The sequence below is a fragment of the Streptomyces sp. NPDC006339 genome (assembly GCF_040612775.1).
Lineage (GTDB): Bacteria > Actinomycetota > Actinomycetes > Streptomycetales > Streptomycetaceae > Streptomyces.
The window spans coordinates 1-18,703 of record NZ_JBEXQW010000083.1 but is presented as its reverse complement, the minus strand read 5'-3'; the positions used below and the strand labels follow the sequence as shown (position 1 = coordinate 18,703).

General features: G+C 76.2%; 14 protein-coding genes and 1 pseudogene. 10 read left to right on the top strand and 5 right to left on the bottom strand.

Annotated features, from left to right (window positions below; genetic code table 11):
* Positions 1-215 precede the first annotated feature (215 nt).
* Both ABZ135_RS37210 and ABZ135_RS37205 read right to left on the bottom strand, forming a co-directional pair.
* Positions 216-746: pseudogene (locus tag ABZ135_RS37210) on the bottom strand (MFS transporter); the annotation flags it as partial.
* Between the two features lie 431 nt (positions 747-1,177).
* Positions 1,178-2,086, bottom strand: a complete 909-nt coding sequence (locus ABZ135_RS37205) for a dihydrodipicolinate synthase family protein (RefSeq protein ID WP_356702558.1) — start codon at positions 2,084-2,086, stop codon at positions 1,178-1,180.
* Positions 2,087-2,158: 72 nt separating this feature from the next.
* Here ABZ135_RS37205 and ABZ135_RS37200 point away from each other — a divergent pair, with 72 nt between their 5' ends.
* The 7 genes from ABZ135_RS37200 (at position 2,159) to ABZ135_RS37170 (ending at position 10,434) form a co-directional block, all read left to right on the top strand.
* Positions 2,159-3,094 carry a LysR family transcriptional regulator gene (locus ABZ135_RS37200; RefSeq protein WP_356702557.1) on the top strand — a complete coding sequence of 312 codons (936 nt, stop codon included), beginning with the start codon at positions 2,159-2,161 and terminating at the stop codon, positions 3,092-3,094.
* 65 nt (positions 3,095-3,159) lie between these two features.
* Entirely contained in the window at positions 3,160-4,686 is a 1,527-nt protein-coding gene (locus ABZ135_RS37195; RefSeq protein ID WP_356702556.1) for an ABC transporter substrate-binding protein, read from the top strand.
* Positions 4,687-4,826: 140 nt separating this feature from the next.
* Complete coding sequence (locus ABZ135_RS37190; RefSeq protein WP_356702554.1) at positions 4,827-6,716, top strand: ABC transporter permease subunit; 1,890 nt, start codon at positions 4,827-4,829, stop codon at positions 6,714-6,716.
* The gene (locus ABZ135_RS37185) at positions 6,694-7,680 is read left to right on the top strand and encodes an ABC transporter ATP-binding protein (protein ID WP_356702552.1); all 987 of its coding nucleotides are present in this window, start codon (positions 6,694-6,696) and stop codon (positions 7,678-7,680) included. The genes ABZ135_RS37190 and ABZ135_RS37185 overlap by 23 nt, the downstream gene beginning before the upstream one ends.
* A complete protein-coding gene (locus ABZ135_RS37180; RefSeq protein ID WP_356702550.1) occupies positions 7,677-8,375 on the top strand; it encodes a dipeptide/oligopeptide/nickel ABC transporter ATP-binding protein in 699 nt (232 codons plus the stop codon). Before ABZ135_RS37185 ends, ABZ135_RS37180 begins: the two co-directional genes overlap by 4 nt.
* Entirely contained in the window at positions 8,372-9,613 is a 1,242-nt protein-coding gene (locus ABZ135_RS37175) for an MFS transporter (protein WP_356702548.1), read from the top strand. The genes ABZ135_RS37180 and ABZ135_RS37175 overlap by 4 nt, the downstream gene beginning before the upstream one ends.
* Positions 9,610-10,434, top strand: coding sequence for a methyltransferase domain-containing protein (locus ABZ135_RS37170; RefSeq protein ID WP_356702546.1), 825 nt, complete (start codon positions 9,610-9,612; stop codon positions 10,432-10,434). Before ABZ135_RS37175 ends, ABZ135_RS37170 begins: the two co-directional genes overlap by 4 nt.
* A 15-nt stretch (positions 10,435-10,449) precedes the next feature.
* On the opposite strand, the gene ABZ135_RS37165 is transcribed toward ABZ135_RS37170, so the two are convergent.
* Positions 10,450-11,460, bottom strand: coding sequence for an aminoglycoside phosphotransferase family protein (locus ABZ135_RS37165; RefSeq protein WP_356702544.1), 1,011 nt, complete (start codon positions 11,458-11,460; stop codon positions 10,450-10,452).
* A 57-nt stretch (positions 11,461-11,517) separates the two neighbouring features.
* Positions 11,518-11,919 (bottom strand): DUF5997 family protein, encoded by a 402-nt coding sequence (locus ABZ135_RS37160; RefSeq protein WP_356702542.1) that lies wholly within the window; start codon positions 11,917-11,919, stop codon positions 11,518-11,520.
* A gap of 124 nt (positions 11,920-12,043) precedes the next feature.
* On the opposite strand from ABZ135_RS37160, the gene ABZ135_RS37155 reads away from it, so the two are divergent.
* Entirely contained in the window at positions 12,044-12,841 is a 798-nt protein-coding gene (locus tag ABZ135_RS37155; RefSeq protein ID WP_356702559.1) for a LysR family substrate-binding domain-containing protein, read from the top strand.
* 472 nt (positions 12,842-13,313) lie between these two features.
* On the top strand, positions 13,314-14,963 hold the full coding sequence (locus tag ABZ135_RS37150) for an IclR family transcriptional regulator C-terminal domain-containing protein (RefSeq protein ID WP_356702540.1): 1,650 nt from the start codon (positions 13,314-13,316) through the stop codon (positions 14,961-14,963).
* A gap of 851 nt (positions 14,964-15,814) precedes the next feature.
* Here ABZ135_RS37150 and xylB read toward each other — a convergent pair.
* Positions 15,815-17,302: a xylulokinase gene (gene xylB / locus ABZ135_RS37145; protein ID WP_356702538.1), complete on the bottom strand. Its 1,488-nt coding sequence runs from the start codon at positions 17,300-17,302 to the stop codon at positions 15,815-15,817.
* Between the two features lie 109 nt (positions 17,303-17,411).
* Here xylB and xylA point away from each other — a divergent pair, with 109 nt between their 5' ends.
* On the top strand, positions 17,412-18,581 hold the full coding sequence (gene xylA / locus ABZ135_RS37140; protein ID WP_356702536.1) for a xylose isomerase: 1,170 nt from the start codon (positions 17,412-17,414) through the stop codon (positions 18,579-18,581).
* Positions 18,582-18,703 lie beyond the last annotated feature (122 nt).

Below are 18,703 nucleotides of genomic sequence, written 5' to 3'. Positions count from 1 at the left end.
AAAAGTGTTTATGTGGTGTGTGAGTGGAGTTCTGCGGTGTGCTCGGAGGTGGGGTGGGGGCGGGGCGGGGGCCGGGGGTCGGCGCCGGCGCCGGCGCCGGGGCCAGCGTCGGCGGCGGCACCCGGGCCGGGGTCGGTGCCGATACCAGGGTCGGTGCCGGGGCCGGGGCCGGGGCCGGGGTCGGCGGCGGCACCGGGGTCCGGCCGCGTGGCAGCGGACCGGAGGACGAGGGCGAGCGCGGGCAGGCAGAGGGCGGCGGCGGCCCAGAACGCCGCGCGCCAGCCGTAGGTCTCGCCCAGCAGCGCACCCGCCGGTACCCCCGCGACGCAGGCGAGGGTGACGCCCGCCATCAGGACGGCGGTCGCCCGCCCCCGGCGGGCCGGCTCGACGAGGGAGGCGGCGACGGACAGGGCCACGGCGAGGAAGCCCGCGTTGACGACCGCGGCCACGACGCGGGTCGCGAACAGCACGGCGAAGTCCGTCGTCAGGGCGCCGACGACGTGGACGAGGACGAAGGCGGCCAGGAAACCGGCGAGGGCGGGGCGGCGCGGCCATCGTGCGCTCAGTGCGGCCGTCAGGGGCGCGCCGACGATCATCCCGATCGCGTACGCGGAGGTCAGACCGCCGGCCGCGGCGGCGGAGACCCTCAGGTCGTGGGCGAGGCCCGGGACGAGCCCGGACAGCATGAACTCGGAGGTGCCCTGGGCGAAGACGGCGAGGCCCAGGACGTAGAGGAAGACGGGCAAGGGAGTCGGCTCCGGTGTCGAGAGAGGCGGACGGGGAGGTCCGCGGCCGGACGACGTCCTGCGTCGCCGTCCCACGAACCCCTGGGCACGTCCGGTCACGCGCAGCGGAGGGCGGCCGGGCGACCTTTCCGGTTCCGGCTCAGCGCGCGGTCCGCCGCCGGGTGACCGGCGGCTCCGCTCTCTCCGACTCGGGGCTCGAGCTCGACATGGGCCGTACGTTACGCACGGCGTGCCGGGGCATCAACCGGTTTCCCCCGGCCGGCGGCCGGCCGGTGCCGGTTCCGTCGGGGCCCGTCGCCGGAGTCCGCTGCTCCGCCGAGGATCGAGGCGGCCGGCGGTGGGACGATCGTCGACACCGCCTCGTACACGGGCCTGAGTGTGCGCGCGGGCGGCCACCCGGTCCCGTTCCCCGGGCCTCCCTCCGCCGGCGATCAGTCGGCCGCCGACTCCAGTTCGCCCAGCTCCTTCAGCGCCGCCGCCACCGCCGCCTCGGACGCCGGCAGCAGCGGCAGCCGTACGTCCGGGGTGGGGATGCGGCCCCGGGCGTGCAGGACGCCCTTGACCACGGCCGGGTTGGGCTCGGCGAACAGGAGGGCGGAGAGGCGGGCGAGACGGTGGCCGAGGGCGCGGGCGCGGGCCGTGTCGCCCGCGTGCCAGGCGTCGACGAGTGCGGCGAAGCGGTCGGTGGCCAGGTGGGCCGAGGCGAGGATGCCGCCGGTCGCGCCGAGGGCGAGCAGGGGCGAGACGAAGGCGTCGTCGCCCGCCAGGACGGCGAAGCCGGCGGGCAGGTCGCCGAGCAGGGCGACGGTGTCCTGGTCGACGCCGCCGACGGCGTGCTTGACGCCGGCGACACCGGGCAGTTCGCCGAGGGCGCGCAGGGTGGCGGCGTCGAGCGAGCGGGCCGTGCGGTACGGGATGTGGTAGACGACCAGCGGTACGGGGCTGTCGGCGGCGAGCCGGGCGAAGTGGGCGACCACCCCTTCCTGGGAGGGCCGTACGAAGGCGGGCACCGTCACCAGGGCCGCCCGGACCTCCGCCCACCGGCCGAGCCCGGCGAGTTCGCGGGCGGCCGCCGCGGTGGAGCCGCCGCCGGCGCCGACGACGAGCTGCGCCGCGCGGGCCCGGCAGACCCGGGCGCAGGTGTCGACGACGGCGCGCCGTTCGTCGGGGTCGAGCGCGCCCGCCTCACCGGTGGTGCCGAGCGCGACGAGCCCGGCGGCGCCGTCGTCGAGCAGGGAGTGCGCGAGTCCCTCCAGGGCGTCGAGATCGGGGTGGCCGTCGCGCGCGAAGGGGGTGACGAGGGGGACGTGGATCCCGTACGGGGTGAAGTGCTGTGCCATGCCGTCGAGGGTGGCGGTCCGCCGACCCTCAGGTCCAGTTCGGGTTTGTGACGGGAACCGTAAGCTGAGCTGATGCTCGATGTACGACGTCTGCGCCTGCTGCGCGAACTGGCCCTGCGCGGCACCATCGCCGCCGTCGCCGAGGCCCTGTCCTTCACCCCGTCGGCGGTCTCCCAGCAACTGGGCACCCTGGAGCGGGAGGCCGGGGTGGCGCTGCTCGAACGGTCCGGGCGCGGGGTGCGGTTGACCCCGGCCGGGGAGAACCTGGTGCGGCACGCGGAGGCGGTGCTCGAACGTCTGGAGCGGGCGGCCGCCGAGCTGGCCGAGGCGCGGCACGGCCCGGCGGGGCCGCTGCGGATCGGCGCCTTCCCCACCGCGACCCGGGCGATCCTGCCGGGGGCGCTGGCGCTGCTCGCGGCCCGGCATCCGGCGCTGGAGCCGATGGTCTCCGAGACCGATCCCGCCGGGGTGGCGCACGCCCTGCGGGCGGGGGACCTGGACGTGGCGCTGGTCCACGACTACGACCTGGTGCCGGCGCCGCTCGAACCGGGGCTCGCGGCCGAGGCGTTGTGCGAGGAGGAGATGTACCTGGCCTCGCCCTCCCCCGCCCCGGCGGGACTCGGCGGACTGGCGCTGCTCGCCCACCGGCGGGACGAGCCCTGGATCATGGCGGCTCCGGACACGGTGTGCCGGGCGGTGACCGAGCAGGTCTGCCGGGCCGCCGGGTTCGTGCCGCGCGTACGTCACCAGGTGGACGCGTTCGCGACGGTGCTGGCCTTCGTCGGCGCGGGGCAGGGTGTGGCCGTCGTGCCGCAGCTCGGAGCGACGGACCCGCCGCCGGGTGTGTGCCTGACGGCGCTGCCGGTCCGTCGCCGTACGCGGATCGCCTTCCGCCGGGGCGCCGGTCCGCATCCGGCGATCGCGGCGCTGACCCGGGCCCTGCGGGAGTCCGTACCGGCCGGGCTCGCCGGCGCCCCTCGGGAGGGAGGCGACAGCCGAGGTCCTTAAAGAGAATGATTTTCATTCTGCTAAGGTCAGGGCATCACCGCACCCCGCTCCTTTGAGGACCCCTCGTGTCTCGCCTGCCCGGAAACATCCCCTTCGTCCGTCGCGGCCTGCTCGCCGCCGTCGCCGTCACCACCGCTTCGGCCCTGCTCGGCGGCTGCTTCGCCGGCAGCGGCTCGCCGACCGGAGAAGGGGGCGAGGGCGCGGACGGCGAGCGCATACGGGTCGCGATGATGCAGCCGCCCCGGTCCGGGCTCTCGCCCCTCTCGGACGACGCCTTCAAGCTGTCCCGCTGGTCCACCGCCGAGACCCTCGTCCGTCTCGACCGCGACGGCAACGCCGTCCCCGCCCTCGCCACCGACTGGCGGCAGCAGGGGCGGACCTGGACCTTCACCCTGCGCGGCGGCGTCACCTTCCACGACGGCAGCCCGCTCACCCCCGCCGACGTCGTCCGCTCCCTCACCGCCGCCGCCACGGCATCCCCCAAGCCCCGCATCCTCGACGGGGTCGAGCTCACCGTCCGGGCGACCGGCCCCCGTACGGTCACCGTGACCACCGCCCAGGACGACCCGCTCGTACCGCAGCGGCTCAGCTCGCCGCAGTTGTCGATCCTGGCCGCCAAGGCGTACAAGGGCAGGACCGTCGACCCGGTCGGCGCCGGGACCGGGCCGTTCGTCCTCGTCCGCGCCGACGGCACCGCGACGGCGACCCTCGACCGTTACGACCGCTACTGGGGCGGCCGCGCCAAGGCCGCGGGCATCGACGTGCGCTACGTGCCCGACGGCACCGCCCGGGCCGCCGCACTGCGCAGCGGCGAGGCCGACATCGTCGAGGCGGTCCCCGTCTCGCAGGCCGGCCTCCTCGACAGGAAGCTGATCACCGAGGTCCCCATGCCCCGGACCAACACCCTCTACCTGAACACCGAACGCGGGCCCTTCCGCGACCCGGCGCTGCGGGCCGCCGCCCGCGAGGCCGTCGACGCCCGCACGCTCGTCTCCGGCGTCTACGAGGGCCGGGCCGACCTCGCCGGCGGACTGCTCGGACCGGCGCTGCCCTGGGCGGCGAAGCTCCGCGCACCGGTACGGCGCGCGGCCCCGGCCGATCCCAAGGGCGCGACGATCACCATCGGCACCTTCACCGACCGCGCCGAACTCCCGGAGGTCGCCCAGTTGCTCCAACAGCATTTGAGCAAGGCCGGGTTCACGGTGAAGCTGGACGTGCGCGAGTACGCGCACATCGAAGCCGACGCCCTGGCGGGCAAGTTCGACGCCTTCGTCCTCTCCCGGGCCACCGTGCTCGACTCCGGCGACCCCGCCGCCTACCTGTACAGCGACTTCGCGGGCGACGGCTCCTTCAACATCTCCCAACTCGCGGACCCCGCCGTCGACTCCGCGCTCGCCGCCGCCTCGGCGACGGCCGTGGGCGACGCCCGCAGGCGGGCCGTCATCGCCGCCGAGGCCGCCGTGCTGTCCACCGACGCGGCCGTGCCGCTGCTGCACGAGCGGGTGATCCAGGGCGACGCCGCCCGCGTCGTCGGTGCCGCGCACGATCCCCGCGAGCGCGAACTGGTCACCGTCGACACCCACGTACGGTGACGCCGCACGCCTTTCGCGGCCCGGCCGACGGCACCACGGCGACTCCGACTCCGGCTCCGGCGGCGGCTCCGGCTCCGGGCCCGGCGACTGCCTCGGCGGTGGCCCCGGGGACGGCATCGGCCGCCACCCGGCCACGGTCGGTGGGGATTCGCGCCGCGGGCGTACGGGCCGGGGTCACCCGGTCGCTCGCGCTGGCCGCCGCCGTGGCCACGGTCGGACTGCTGCCCTGGCTGTCCGGCAAGGACCCGGCGCTCGCCCTGCTGCGCGCGCGGTCCGCCGAGCAGGCCCCCACGCCCGAGGCGCTCGCCGCCATCCGCGCCGACCTCGGCCTGGACGCGGGCCCGGCCGGCCTGCTCGGTGCCTGGTTCGGCCGACTGCTCCACGGCGACCTGGGAGTCTCGTGGGTGTCGGGCGCCGAGGTCCTGCCGTCGGTGACGGCCGGACTCGGCGTGTCCCTGACCCTGATGGGCGCGGCCCTCGCGGTCGCGGTGGTCGTCGGGACGCTGCTCGCCGCCCCGGTCCTCCCGCGGGGCCGGGCCACGGGCGGGACAGGGGCCGCGGTGCTCACGGCGATGCCCGAGTTCCTGCTCTCCCTCGTCCTCCTGCTCACCGTCGGCGTGTGGCTGGGCTGGCTGCCGACCTCCGGCTGGGCGGGCCCGGCCCATCTGGTGCTGCCCGCGCTGGCCCTCGGGATTCCGGCGGGCGCGCTGCTCGGCCGGCTGGTCGCCGACGCCCTCCCCGCCGTCCTCGACGAGCGCTGGGTGGAGCTGTGGCGCGGCGCCGGAACCGGGCGGGGACGGATCACCGCCGCCGCGCTGCGCCGGGCGCTGCCCGCGCTCACCGGGCAGTTCGGGATGGTGGCCGTCGGTCTGACCGGTGGCGCCGTCGCCGTCGAGACGGTGTTCGCCGTGCCGGGGATCGGCCGTACGGCGCTGGGCGCGGCCACGTCACAGGACCTGCCGCTGCTCCAGGGGTGCGTGCTGGCCCTGCTCGCGCTCGGTCTGCTCGCCGGTGGTGCCGCGGCGCTGGTCCGGCGCCGGCTCCTCGGGCCCGCCCTGCGCGAGGCCGGGCTCGCGCTGCCGCCGCCCCGCGCGCACCGCGTCCCGCCCGCCGTACCGCTGGTCCTGGCGGCGGTCCTGGCCGGCGTGATCGGCTGGGGGCTGCTGCGCGATCCGTACGCCGTCGATCTGGCGGCCCGGCTCGCCTCGCCCTCGGCGGCGCATCCGCTCGGTGCGGACGCGCTCGGCCGGGACGTGCTCGCCCGCCTCGGTCACGGGGCCGCGGCCACGGTCGGCACGGCCGTCGCCGTGACGTTCCTGAGCTGGCTGATCGCGCTCGCGCTCGGCTTCGTCCCCGGCGTCGCCGGCGGGCTCGCGGACATCGCCAACGCCCTGCCGCCGGTGCTCACCGGCCTGCTCGTCGCGGCCGTGACCGGTCCCGGAAGCGGGGCGGCGGCCCTCGCCGTGACGCTCGTGTCCTGGCCGCCGCTCGCCGCGCACGCGGCGGCACTGGTGCAGGAGACGCGGGCCTCGCGGTTCCTGGTGGCGCAGCGGGCGATCGGCGCCGGACCGCTGTGGATCTGGACCCGGCACGTCCTGCCGTCGGTGGCCGGGCCGGTCGCCCGGCACGCGGTGCTGCGGCTGCCCGGTGTCACGCTCGCCCTGGCGTCGCTCGGTTTCCTGGGCCTCGGGGCCCGGCCGCCGTCGCCCGAATGGGGGCTGCTGCTCGACGAGTCGGCCGACTACGTCGAGCGGGCTCCGGTCGCCGCGCTCGCCCCGGCGGTGGCGCTGGCGCTGCTCGCCGCGCTCGCGGTCTCCCTGTCGTCGTACGGCGCGGCCCCGGGCCGCTCCGGGACCCGCGCCCGTCCCCGTCCCCGTCCCCGTTCGGGTCCGCGCCCTCGCCTTCGCCTCCGGGTGCGCCCTGGCGTTCGTCGCCCAAGCCTCCGTCTCCACATCCGTCTCCGCATCCGTCTCCGTTCCGTCGTCGCACCGAGGAAGGACCGGCCCGTTGCCGCTCCACCCGCCCCCTGACCGCTCCGGCTCCCCTGACCGCTCCGACCGCGCCGCGCCCCTGCTCCGGGTGGACGGTCTGCGGATCGGTTTCGCCGACGGCGAGGCCGTGCGCGGCGTCTCCTTCGAGCTGCGGGCCGGTGAGGTGCTCGCCCTGGTGGGCGAGTCCGGCGCCGGCAAGTCCATGACGGCGCGGGCGCTGCTGGGGATGCTCCCGCGCGGGGCCGAGGTCCACGGGAGGGTGCTGCTGCGGGGCGGGCCCGTCGCCCCGGCCGATCTCGGCCGGCGCCTGGCCTGGATCCCGCAGGACGCGCTGTCGGCGCTCTCCCCCGTGCACCGCGTCGAGGACCAACTCGGCTTCGCCGTACGGGCGGTGGCACGGGTGCGGCGGGGCGAGGCGCTGGCCGTCGCCCGTCGGGCCCTCGCCGGGGTCGGTCTCGGCCCGGACGCGGCCGCCGCCTTTCCGCACGCGCTGTCGGGCGGGATGCGGCAGCGTGCGGTGATCGCGATGGCCCTGGTCAACGGTCCGGAGGTGGTGGTGGCCGACGAACCGACGACGGCGCTCGACCCCGAGCGGCAGGAGCAGGTGCTCGCGCTGCTGCGGGAGCGGTGCGCGGCGGTCGGGGCGGCGCTGCTGCTGGTGAGCCACGATCTGGAGGCGGTACGGCGGCACGCCGACCGGGTCGCCGTCGCGTACGCGGGGCGCATCGTCGAAGTCGGGGCCGCGGAGCTCGTGTTGGGGCGTCCCGTGGCGCCGTACACGCGCGGGCTGCTCGCCTCGCTGCCGTCCGCCGGGCTGCCCCGCCGCTCGCGGCTGCCCGTGCTCGCCGGCGCCCCGCCGGCGCCGGGGGCGGCGGGAACGGGCTGTTCCTTCGCGTCCCGCTGTCCGTACGCGGGCGCCCTCTGCCGGCGTACGGAGCCGGCGCCGCGGGAGGTCGACGGCCGCACCGTCGCCTGCCACCACCCGTTCGGGGAGGCGGCGTGAACGGCGCGGGGAAGGGCCAGGGGCACGCTCTCCTGGAGGTGCGCGACCTGGTCGTACGGTACGGGGCGCGGCCGGTCGTCGACGGGGTGTCCTTCGAGGTCGCCGCCGGAGAGTCGGTCGGTCTCGTCGGCCCCTCGGGCTGCGGCAAGTCGACGACGGCCGGGGCGGTGCTGCGGCTGCTGCGGCCGCACGCCGGGTCGGTGCGGTTCGCCGGGGTCGAGCTGACCGCCCTGCGGGAACGCGAGCTGCGGCCCCTGCGGCCCCGCTTCCAGCCGGTGTTCCAGGATCCTTACGGTTCGCTCAGTCCGCGCCGCCGGGTGCGGGACCAGATCGCTGAGCCGCTGCGGGTGCACGGGCGCCGGTCCGCCGCGGAGGGGCGGGACCGGGCCGACGAGCTGCTCGGACTGGTGGGCCTGGATCCGGCGCACGGGCGGCGGTTTCCGCACGAGCTGTCGGGCGGCCAGTGCCAGCGGGTCGTGATCGCCCGCGCGCTGGCGCTGCGGCCGGAGCTGCTGGTGCTCGACGAACCGACCTCCGCGCTCGATCCCTCCCTGCGGGCGGGGATCCTCAATCTGCTGATGGAACTCCAGGACACCTTGGGTCTGGGCTTCCTGTTCATCTCCCACGACCATGCGGCGGTCCGGCACGTCTGCGACCGGGTGCTGCGCATGCGGGACGGAAGGCTGGTGCCATGACGCCGCTCGCGCGTCTTCTGATAGCGAGCCAGTTCGCCTTCAACGTGGGCTTCTTCGCCGTCGTCCCCTATCTGGCCGATCACCTCGGCGGGACGCTCGGGCTCGGCGGGGCCATGGTGGGGCTGGTGCTCGGGCTGCGCACCTTCAGCCAGCAGGGCCTGTTCGTCGTCGGCGGGGCGCTCACGGACCGGTACGGGCCGCGGCCCGTGGTCCTGGTGGGGTGCGCGCTGCGTGTCGCCGGGTTCTGCTGGCTGGCAGGGGCGGCGACCGCGGGGACGGTGGTCGGGGCCGTGGTGCTCGTCGGTTTCGCCGCGGCGCTGTTCTCCCCGGCCGTCGAGTCCGAGATCGCCCGTGAGGCGCTGCGGGTCGAGCGGTCCGGCGGCCCCCGCCGCACCCGTACGCTGGCACGCTTCTCCGCCGGCGGTCAGGCCGGTGCCCTGCTCGGCCCGGTGATCGGCACGCTGCTGCTGTACGCGGGTGGCGACGGGGCGTTCCGCACCGCCTGCCTCGTCGGGGCGGCCGTCTTCGTGCTGGTGCTGGCCGCGCACGCGTGGCTGATGCCCGGGGGCGGCGGGGCGGGCGGGACCGGTGCGGCGGCCGGCGGGGGCGCGGTGGCGGCGGGGCGGCTGGTGCTCGGCAACCGGCGCTTCCTGCTGCTCGCGCTCGCGTACGCGACCTATCTGCTGGCCTACAACCAGCTCTATCTGGCGCTGCCGGCGGAGCTGGACCGGGCGACGGGATCGCAGGCGGCGCTCGGCTGGCTGTTCGCGCTGTCGTCGGTGCTGGTGGTGTGCGGTTCGGCGCCGCTGGAGCGGCTGGCCGCGGCGCGGCTGAGCCGGACGGGCATGGTGCGGGCGGGACTGCTGCTGATCGCCGGGGCGTTCGGCGCGACGGCGGTGCTGCGGGAGCTGCCCGGCCCGGCGGCGGCGGTGGCCTTCACGGTGCTGCTCACGCTCGGTCAGATGCTGGTGCTGCCCGCGACGCGGGCCCTGCTGCCGGACCTCGTGGACGAGCGCCGCCTCGGCCTCTTCACCGGAGCCCTCTCCTCCCTCTCCGGTCTCCTCGTCCTCGCGGCCGGCGCACCGATCGGGGCGCTGCTCGACGTCGGCGGCGCGGTGCCGTGGCTGGTTCTGGGGGCGCTTCCGCTGCTCGCGACGGTCGTGGTTCCGCGCGGAGCGGAACGAGGTCGGGGCGGCGACGGAAGCGAGGAAGGCGAGGCGGCTAGGGTCGGCGCATGACCGAGACGTCACCCACCGCCGAACAGCCCACGGGACCCGCGCACTTCGACACCGCGCTCGACACGTGGCGGGAATGGCAGGAGGCCCCGTGGGGGCGGCTGCGGTACGCCGTGGCGGAGGCCAATCTGGCGCGCCACCTCGCCGGCACGGCCGCCGGTCCGCTGCGCGTCCTCGACCTCGGCGGCGGCGACGGCGGCGACGCGGTCCGGATCGCGGCACGCGGCCACCGGGTGACCGTCGTCGACTACGCGCCGGAGATGCTGGCGACGGCCTCCCGGCGTGCCGCCGCGGCGGGCGTGGCCGACCGCGTCACGTGTGTCGAGGCGGATGTCGCGGCGCTGCCCGGGGAGGTGGCCGACGGGAGCTTCGACGTCGTGCTCTGCCACGGTGTGCTGCCCTACACCCCGGACACGACGGGCACGCTCCGCACGGCGCTCTCGGCGCTCCGCGACGGCGGGATCCTGTCCGTGATCACCATGAACCGCCACTCGGAGCCGTTGCGCGCGGCCGTCCGCACGATGGACCCCGAGACCGTGTACGCGGCGCTCGACGCGACGACCGTGCACACCGACCTCTTCGACGCCGAGCTGCGTCTGCACACCGCCGAGGAGCTCGGCGACACGCTCCGGGCGCTCGGTTGCGAGGAGGTGCACCACTACGGGATCCGGGTGTTCTGCGACTACATCCCCGACGACGCGCTCAAGCACGACCCCGCGTACTACGCCCACCTGGAGCGGCTCGAGATCGCCACCGCCGATCGGACCCCGTACAAGCACACCGCTCGACTGCTGCACCTCGTCGCCCGACGCCGGTCGGCGTGATCGGTGCGAGGGGCCTCAGAGGAGGTCCGGCTCGGTGAAGAGTTCCTCGATCCAGTAGGCGCTCGCCTCGTGGCAGTCCGCGGCCGGGGTGCCGGGGAAGAGGCGGAACCAGGAGACCGCGCGGCCGACGGCGGCCAGGCGGACGGCGAGGGTGGCGGCGCGGCGGAGTTCCGGGAGGGGTGGGCCCAGGTCGGTCCAGGGTTCGAGGTAGGCGTCGCGGAGCCGGGTCATGGCCTCGGGCCCGTGGCGTTCGCGGACGGCGCGGGCGGGCACGAGGAGGCTGGCGAAGGGGTGGGCCACGGCGGCGTCGCCCCAGTCGAAGAACGTGTAGCGGCCGGTGCCGGAGGCGAGGAGCTGCGCGTCGTGGAGGTCGCAGTGGTCGAGCGAGTCGGGGACGCCGACGGCGTCGAGCTCCGCGCACCAGTCGAGCAGGCGGGGGCGGCGGTCCCGCAGGGAGCGGCGGGCGGCGGGGTCGAGGGTGGGGTTGCTCTCGACGAGGTCGTCGAAGAGCTCCGGCAGGTGTCCGGTGCGGGCGCTGGGGACGCCCAGGGCCGTCATCCGGTCCGTGTACGGGGTCAGGGCGCGCTGCATGCGCGCGTACTGGCCGACCGCGTCCAGCCAGTCCTCCGGCCCGGCGCCGCCGCTGTCGAGGACCTCCCGGAACAGCGGCCCGCCGTCGGGCAGGAGGCACCAGCCGCGGTCGGGGTCGACCGCCAGGGGTGTCAGGACGTGCTCGGGGACCCATCGCGCGAGCGCGTCCCCGAGGGCCGCCTCGAAGCCACTGGCCGGCGCACTGGCCTTGAACCAGGCGGCATCGCGTCCGTCCGCTCCGGTCCGGAAGCGGATGAGGATCGACCAGGGGCGCACCCGCACCTCACGGGCGCCGGTCTCCCTCAGTCCGTGGCGGGCGAGCTGCCGCTCCGCCCAGCCGAGGGCGGCCTCGCGCCAGGCGGGGTCCTCCCAGGGGGTCACCGCGTCGGCGAACCGCCCCCGGTCGACCGTCGTCGTCGGTGTCTCGCGTCGCATCCGGCGATTCCACCACCGGGGACGCGGCCGCCGCACCCGAAATACTCGGGGCGGGGCTCAGTCGCGGTCGGCGGCCTTCGCGGCCTGCTCGGCGCGCTTCTCCTTGATGCGGACGGCCTCCTTGCGGACCTCGGCCTGGGTGGCGCGCTCCTTCTGGAGCCACTCCGGGTTCTCGGCCTTGAGGGCCTCGATCTGCTCGGTGGTCAGGGCCTCCGTCACGCCGCCGCGGGCGAGTCCGGAGATGGAGATGCCCAGCTTGGCCGCCACGACGGGTCGGGGGTGCGGGCCGTTGCGGCGCAGCTCGCGCAGCCACTCCGGCGGATCGGTCTGGAGGGCGGTGAGCTCGGAGCGGGAGACGACACCCTCGCGGAACTCGGCGGGGGTGGCATCGAGGTACACGCCCAGCTTCTTGGCCGCGGTGGCGGGCTTCATCGTCTGGGCGGTCTGCTGCTGCGTCATACCGACAAGAATATCGGTCAGGTGCGCCCCCGCCGACCACGGCCGGTAATCTGGCCTGGTGACAGGCTCGGACGCACCCTCCTCCCCCGCTCCCTCGGCCTCCCCGGCGCCCTCCGCCGCCCCGGTGGCCCCCTTCCGGCTGGCGTACGTGCCGGGGGTGACGCCCGCGAAGTGGGTGCGGATCTGGCAGGAGCGCCGGCCCGACGTGCCGCTGGAGCTCGTGCAGGTGGCGCCGGGCGAGGCGGCGGGGCTGCTGCGCGAGCGCGGCGCCGACGCCGGCTTCCTCCGGCTTCCGGTGGACCGTACGGAGCTCAGCGCCATCCCCCTGTACACGGAGACGACCGTCGTCGTGGTCCCCAAGGACCACCTGGTCGCGGCGGCGGACGAGGTGACCGTCGAGGACATCGCCGACGACATCGTGCTGCATCCGCTCGACGACACCCTGGACTGGGAGACGCCCCCGGGGCGCCCCGCCTTCGAGCGGCCGGCGACGACGGCGGACGCGATCGAGCTGGTGGCGGCCGGGATCGGCCTGCTGGTCGTGCCGCAGTCCCTGGCCCGGCTCCACCACCGCAAGGACCTCACGTACCGGCCCCTGACGGGGACGCCGCAGTCGCAGGTGGCCCTGTCGTGGCCGGAGGACGCCACCACCGATCTGGTGGAGGACTTCATCGGGATCGTGCGGGGGCGCACGGTGAACAGCTCGCGGGGCCGCCGCTCCGACGAGCAGGCGGCGAAGACGGACAGGACCGCGAAGGCGGCGAAGAACGCCAAGGGCGCCCGGTCCGGCCGCGCCGACAAGCCGAAGCAGGGCCAGGGCCAGGGCCAGAAGCCCCAGGGCTCCGGTGGCCGCCGCAGGACCGGCGGCGGGGGCGCGGCCCCCAAGAGCGGGCGCTCCGGCAAGCCGCGCCGCCGTTCCTAGCCGCCCGGCAGCCGCACGGGCGGCGTCCACCCCGCCCGTGTGGGGGTCGTAGGGCAGCCCGCAGTCGGCGAGAGTCTCGCGGTAGCCGGCGAGGCGCTCCACGCCGCGGGGGTGTCGAGCGGTCCGGTGACGGTGGCGATGCGGCGCCGCGCACGATGTCACGGGCGCCGGTGCGGTCGTCGGCGGCGACGCCACCGACCCTGGCGGTCTGGCCAGAGCGGCTTGCCGCAGGCGACGACGGGCACGCCGGCCTCGTGGAGGCGCTGTCCGGCCACGACGACAGGCTGCTGACGACACGCTGCTGCCGGCGGCGGGACTCCTCGCCCACCGCTGGGCTCCCGGCCGTCGAACGGCGGGTCCGCGCCGTGGGCCTTCCGCCCGGTCCGGTCGTCCGTCGGCGTGGCCGACTGCCCCGGCCTCCGCCCCGATGTTCGTATAGTGAAGAGCTCTTCGCCTCGACTTCGGAGGGCCGATGCCGGCGACGCACGACACGACGGCCGACGGGCCGGCCGACGCACCGCCCGAGGCGGTGACGCCGCTGCTGCGCGGGGTCGGTGTGCTGCGCCGGCTCACCGAAGCGGGCGGGCGGATGCCCGTGGGTGAGCTCGAACGCGCCACCCGGCTCGCCCGGTCCACGGTCGACCGGATCACCGGCACGCTGGCCCGCATGGGCTACGTACGGATCGAGGGCCGGGACGTGGTCCTCGCTCCCCGGCTGCTCGACCTGGGCAACGCCTATCTGGCCTCCGTGCGGCTGCCCGATCTCCTCGGCGGGCGGGCCGACGCGCTCGCCGACGCGCTGGACGAGTCGGTGTCGCTCGCGGTCGCCGACGGGGACGGCGTCCGCCTGGTCCACCAGTCGACCCGGCGGCGGGCGATGTCGGTGAGTTTCCGCATCGGCGACCTGCTGCCCGCCGAACGCACCGCCCCCGGGGCTCTGTTCGCCTCCGAGTGGAACGCGTCGGCGTGGGAGCGGTGGCGCGAGCGGCGGGCCGACGTGCCGGTACGGCAGGGGGCGGCCGAGGGCTTCGAGGAGCGGGCTGCCGCGGCGGGACGGGACGGCTGGGCCGTGGACGACCAGCTCGTCGAGCCGGGGCTGGTGGCGCTCGCCGTGCCCGTACGCGGCACCGACGGCCGGATCGCGTGCGTGCTCAGCACCGTGAGCCACACCAGCCGGCACGACGCCGCCTCCCTGCGCGAGGCGCTCCTCCCCCGGCTCCGGACGGCGGCCGACGCCATGGAGCGGGAGCTGCGGGAGGCGCGGGAGGCGCCCGCGGCGACGCCGGCCGCCGCCCCGAGCGGGCTCGCCTCCTGGACCGGCTCGTCGAAGCAGGAGCTCGGGCGGGGGTTCGTGGAGTCGCTGGCGCGCGGGCTCACGGTGCCGACCGCGTTCGGCGAGGGCCGTGCCGCGCTGTCGCTGACGGCGGTCGCGCAGGCCACCGGCCTCGCCAGGGCCACCGCGCGGCGGGCCTTGATCACCTGGGAGCACCTCGGTTGTGTGACGAGCGAGGGCCGGACGTTCCGGCTCACTCCCGGCGTGCTCTCGCTGGGCTTCGCGCCCCTGTCGCGGACCACGCTCACCCGGATCGCCCAGCCTCATCTGGCGGCCCTGGCCGAGCGGGTGCGCGAGTCCACGTCGCTCGCCGTGCTCGTCGGCGACGAGGTCCAGTACACGGGCCGGGTGGAGACCAGCCGCATCATGAACGTGGACATCACCCTCGGCACCCGCTTCCCCGCGTACGCCACCTCCATGGGCCGGGTGCTGCTCGCGGGCCTGCCGGAGGCCGAGCGCGCCGCCCGCCTCGCCGGTTCGGACCTGCGTGCCCTCACCCCGTACACGGTGACCGGGCGCACCGAACTCGACGCGATCCTGCGGCGGGTGGGACGGGATGGCCATGCCCTGGTCGACGAGGAGCTGGAGGTGGGACTGCGCTCGATCGCCATGCCGGTGCACGACCGGACCGGCCGGGTCGTCGCGGCCGTGAACGTGGCCCTGCACACCAGCCGCCGGTCCCGCGAGGAATGCGTCACGGAGGTCCTGCCGGAGCTGACGGCCGCGATCGCCGGAATCGAGTCCGACCTGCACGTGACGGAGCGTTTCGCCCGAGTGCCGGCGTACTGATTCCCGCCCCCGCGGGGGCCCCGTCTGGGCGGGCGCCGTGGGACGTGACGGGGTGCGCCGCCGCGCGGCTCGGCGGTGCGCCCCAGGCCCCGGCGGCGGCCTGGGCGGACCGGCAAGGTGCCCGGCGGGCCGGTGAGGTCCCGGGCAGAGCGGCGAGGTGCCCGACGGACCAGCAAGGCCCCGGCCGACCGGCGAGGTCCCGATCGCTGCGGGACGTCACCAGGTCCCACCGCGCGGCCCGTCGGCGCGCCCGGGCGACCGCCGGGGCCGGGCGAACCGGCGAGGTCCGGGGCAGACCGGCGAGGTCCCGATCGCTGCCGGACGTCGCCAGGTCCCCACCCCGCAGTCGGCGGCGCGCCCCGCTCCTGCCGCCCGGGCGCACGGGCGAGTCCCGGGCCGCGACGTGCCGGGCAGACCGGAAGTCCCAGACCGACGGCGTCCCGGGGAGACCGCCGGTGCGCCGACGCCTTCGGCTCGGAGCGCCGCCGTACCCGCGGCCAGGCGGTGACGTCCCGGCCCGGCAGCGGCCCGGGCGGGCAGCCCGGCGAAGTGCCCGACGGACCGGCAAGGCCCCGGGCAGACCGGCGAGGCCCCGTTCACTGCGGGAGATCACCAGGTCCCCACCGCGCAGCCGGCAGCGCACCCGGCTCCCGCGGGCCCGGGCGCACCGGCGGGTCCCAGGCCGCGCGGTGACGTCCCGGGCAGACCGCCGGTGCGCCGGCGATACACCGCCGTCCCGGACCGGCAGCCTCCCGGCCAGACCGCCGGCGCACCGACGCCTTCGCCTCCGTGCGCCTCCGTGCGCCGCCGGTACGCCGCCGTACGCACCCCCGCGCCCCCACCCCCCTCGCTCAGCTCAGCAGCGTCCGCGCCGCCCGGTCCAGGACCCCCTCGATGCGGTTCCAGGTCTCCTCGTCCCGGGCCACCGGTGGCAGGGTCTCGCCCTCGCCGGTGCCCCAGGCGTGGGTGAGCGCGACCGGGTCGGTGTCGGTGGATGCGGCGGCGGCGAGGGCGGCGGCGCCGAGGGCGACGAGTTCGGTGGCGGCGGGGACGACGAGAGGGCGGCCGGAGAGGCGGCGGACGGTCTCGGTCCAGGCCCGGCCGCGGGCGCCGCCGCCGATCAGCCGCAGCGGCCGGTCGCGTACGGCGGGGTCGGCGGGGTCGAGTCCGCAGGCGGCGAGGAGTTCGTCGAGGGCGCGCAGCACGGTGAAGACGGCGCCCTCGTAGGCGGCGCCGAGCAGCGCGTGGGGGGTGGTGGAGTGGCGCAGGCCGGTGAGCAGGCCGGTGGCGTGGGGCAGGTCGGGGGTGCGTTCGCCGTCGAGGTACGGCAGGAGGACGAGCCCGTCGCCGGGTGCGGCGTCCTCGCGGTCGAGGTCGAGGAGGGCGGCGATCCGGTCGACGGCGAGGGTGCAGTTGAGGGTGCAGCCCAAAGGGAGGTAGCCCCCGTCGGCGGCCGCGAAGCCGGAGAGACCGGGGCTGGCGGGCCTGGTCCGGGTGGCGGCGAAGACGGTGCCGGAGGTGCCGAGGCTGACGACGGGGTGGTCGAGGAGGCCGGCGCCGGTCGTCGCGCCGCCGAGGCCGAGGCCGACGGCGGCCGCCATGTTGTCGCCGGTTCCGGCGGCGACGGCGATGCCCGGCGGGAGGCCGAGGGTCTCGGCGGCGCCGCGGGTGAGGCCGCCGGCGCGGGTGGCGGCGGTGGGCGCGACCTCGGGGAGGAGGGCGGGGTCGAGGCCGAGGAGGGCGAGCAGCTCGGGGTCGTAGCCGGCGCGTGCGGTGTCGTACCAGCAGGTGCCGGAGGCGTCTCCGGGGTCGGTGACGGCGGTGCCGGTGAGCCGCTCGGTGAGGAAGTCGTGCGGAAGGCGGACGGCGGTGGTGCGGTCGGCGGTGGCGGGTTCGTGCTCGCGCAGCCACTGCCATTTCGCGGCGGTCATGGAGGCGACGGGGACGGATCCGGTGCGGGCGAGCCAGGCGTCGGGGCCGCCGAGGGCGGCGGTGAGGGCGGTGGCCTGGGGGGCGGAGCGGGTGTCGTTCCACAGCAGGGCGGGGCGCAGCGGGCGGCCGTCGGCGCCGAGGGCGACCAGGCCGTGCTGCTGTCCGGCGATCGCGATGCCGGTGACGGCGGCGGGCGGGACGGCGGCCTGTTGCAGGCCGTCGGCGACGGCCTGGGCGAGGGCGTGCCACCAGATCTCGGGGTCGGTCTCGCGTGCGCCGTTCTCGCCGGTGACGGTGTGCGGCGCGCGGCCGAGGGCGAGCAGGGTGCCGCTCTCGGCGTCGACGACGGCGGCCTTGGTGGACTGGGTGGAGCTGTCGACGCCGATGACCACCGGGCGCTCGGGCATGGGCCACCTCTCGTTCCCCGGGTGCGGGCTCTGGCGCCCGACGGCTCCCCGGCTGTATTAGTTATCTCAGAAAACAAATCTGACGGCCAGCCTCGCGAAGGAGCCGGACATGCCGCAGAACCTCCTCCCCTCCCCCGACGACCGCTTCACCTTCGGCCTGTGGACGGTCGGCTGGCAGGGGCGTGATCCCTTCGGGGACGCCACCCGGCCGGCCCTCGACCCGGTCGAGTCGGTGGAACGGCTCGCCGCCCTGGGCGCGTACGGCGTCACCTTCCACGACGACGACCTCATTCCGTTCGGGGCGGGGGAAACCGAGCGGGAGACGGCCGTCAAGCGCTTCCGGGCGGCGCTCGACCGGACGGGCCTGAAGGTGCCGATGGCCACGACCAACCTCTTCACGCACCCGGTCTTCAAGGACGGCGCCTTCACCGCGAACGACCGCGACGTGCGCCGTTTCGCGCTGCGCAAGACCCTCCGGAACATCGACCTGGCCGTCGAGCTCGGCGCCTCGGTCTACGTCGCCTGGGGCGGCCGGGAGGGCGCCGAGTCGGGCGCGGCCAAGGACGTCCGGGTCGCGCTCGACCGCATGAAGGAGGCGTTCGACCTGCTCGGCCAGTACGTCACCGAGCAGGGCTACCAGCTCCGCTTCGCGATCGAGCCCAAGCCCAACGAGCCGCGCGGCGACATCCTGCTGCCGACCATCGGGCACGCGCTGGCCTTCATCGAGCGCCTGGAGCGGCCCGAACTGGTGGGCGTCAATCCGGAGACGGGTCACGAGCAGATGGCCGGGCTCAACTTCCCGCACGGCATCGCGCAGGCGCTGTGGGCGGGCAAGCTCTTCCACATCGACCTGAACGGCCAGTCCGGCATCAAGTACGACCAGGACTTCCGGTTCGGCGCGGGCGATCTGCGGCAGGCGTTCTGGCTGGTCGACCTCCTGGAGACGGCCGGCTACGAGGGCCCGCGCCACTTCGACTTCAAGCCGGTGCGCACCGACGGCTTCGACGGGGTGTGGGAGTCCGCGAAGAACTGCATGCGCAACTACCTGATCCTCAAGGAGCGTGCCGCCGCCTTCCGCGCGGATCCCGAGGTCGTCGCCGCCCTGGCCGCCTCCCGTCTGGACGAGCTGGCCGTCCCGACGGCCGCCGACGGGCTCGCGGGCCTGCTCGCCGACCCGACCGCGTACGAGACCTTCGACGCGAACGCGGCGGCGGAGCGCTCGATGGCCTTCGAGCGGCTGGACCAGCTCGCCCTGGAGCACCTGCTCGGGGTGCGCTGACACGGCCCTTCCCCTCCCTGTGCGGCGGCCCATAGTTGAGGCCCGCGACGATGCCGTCCGCGACGGCCTGCAGGGTGTCCGCCAGGCTGCGGGCGGTGTTGAGGTCCGCCACGACCTGATGT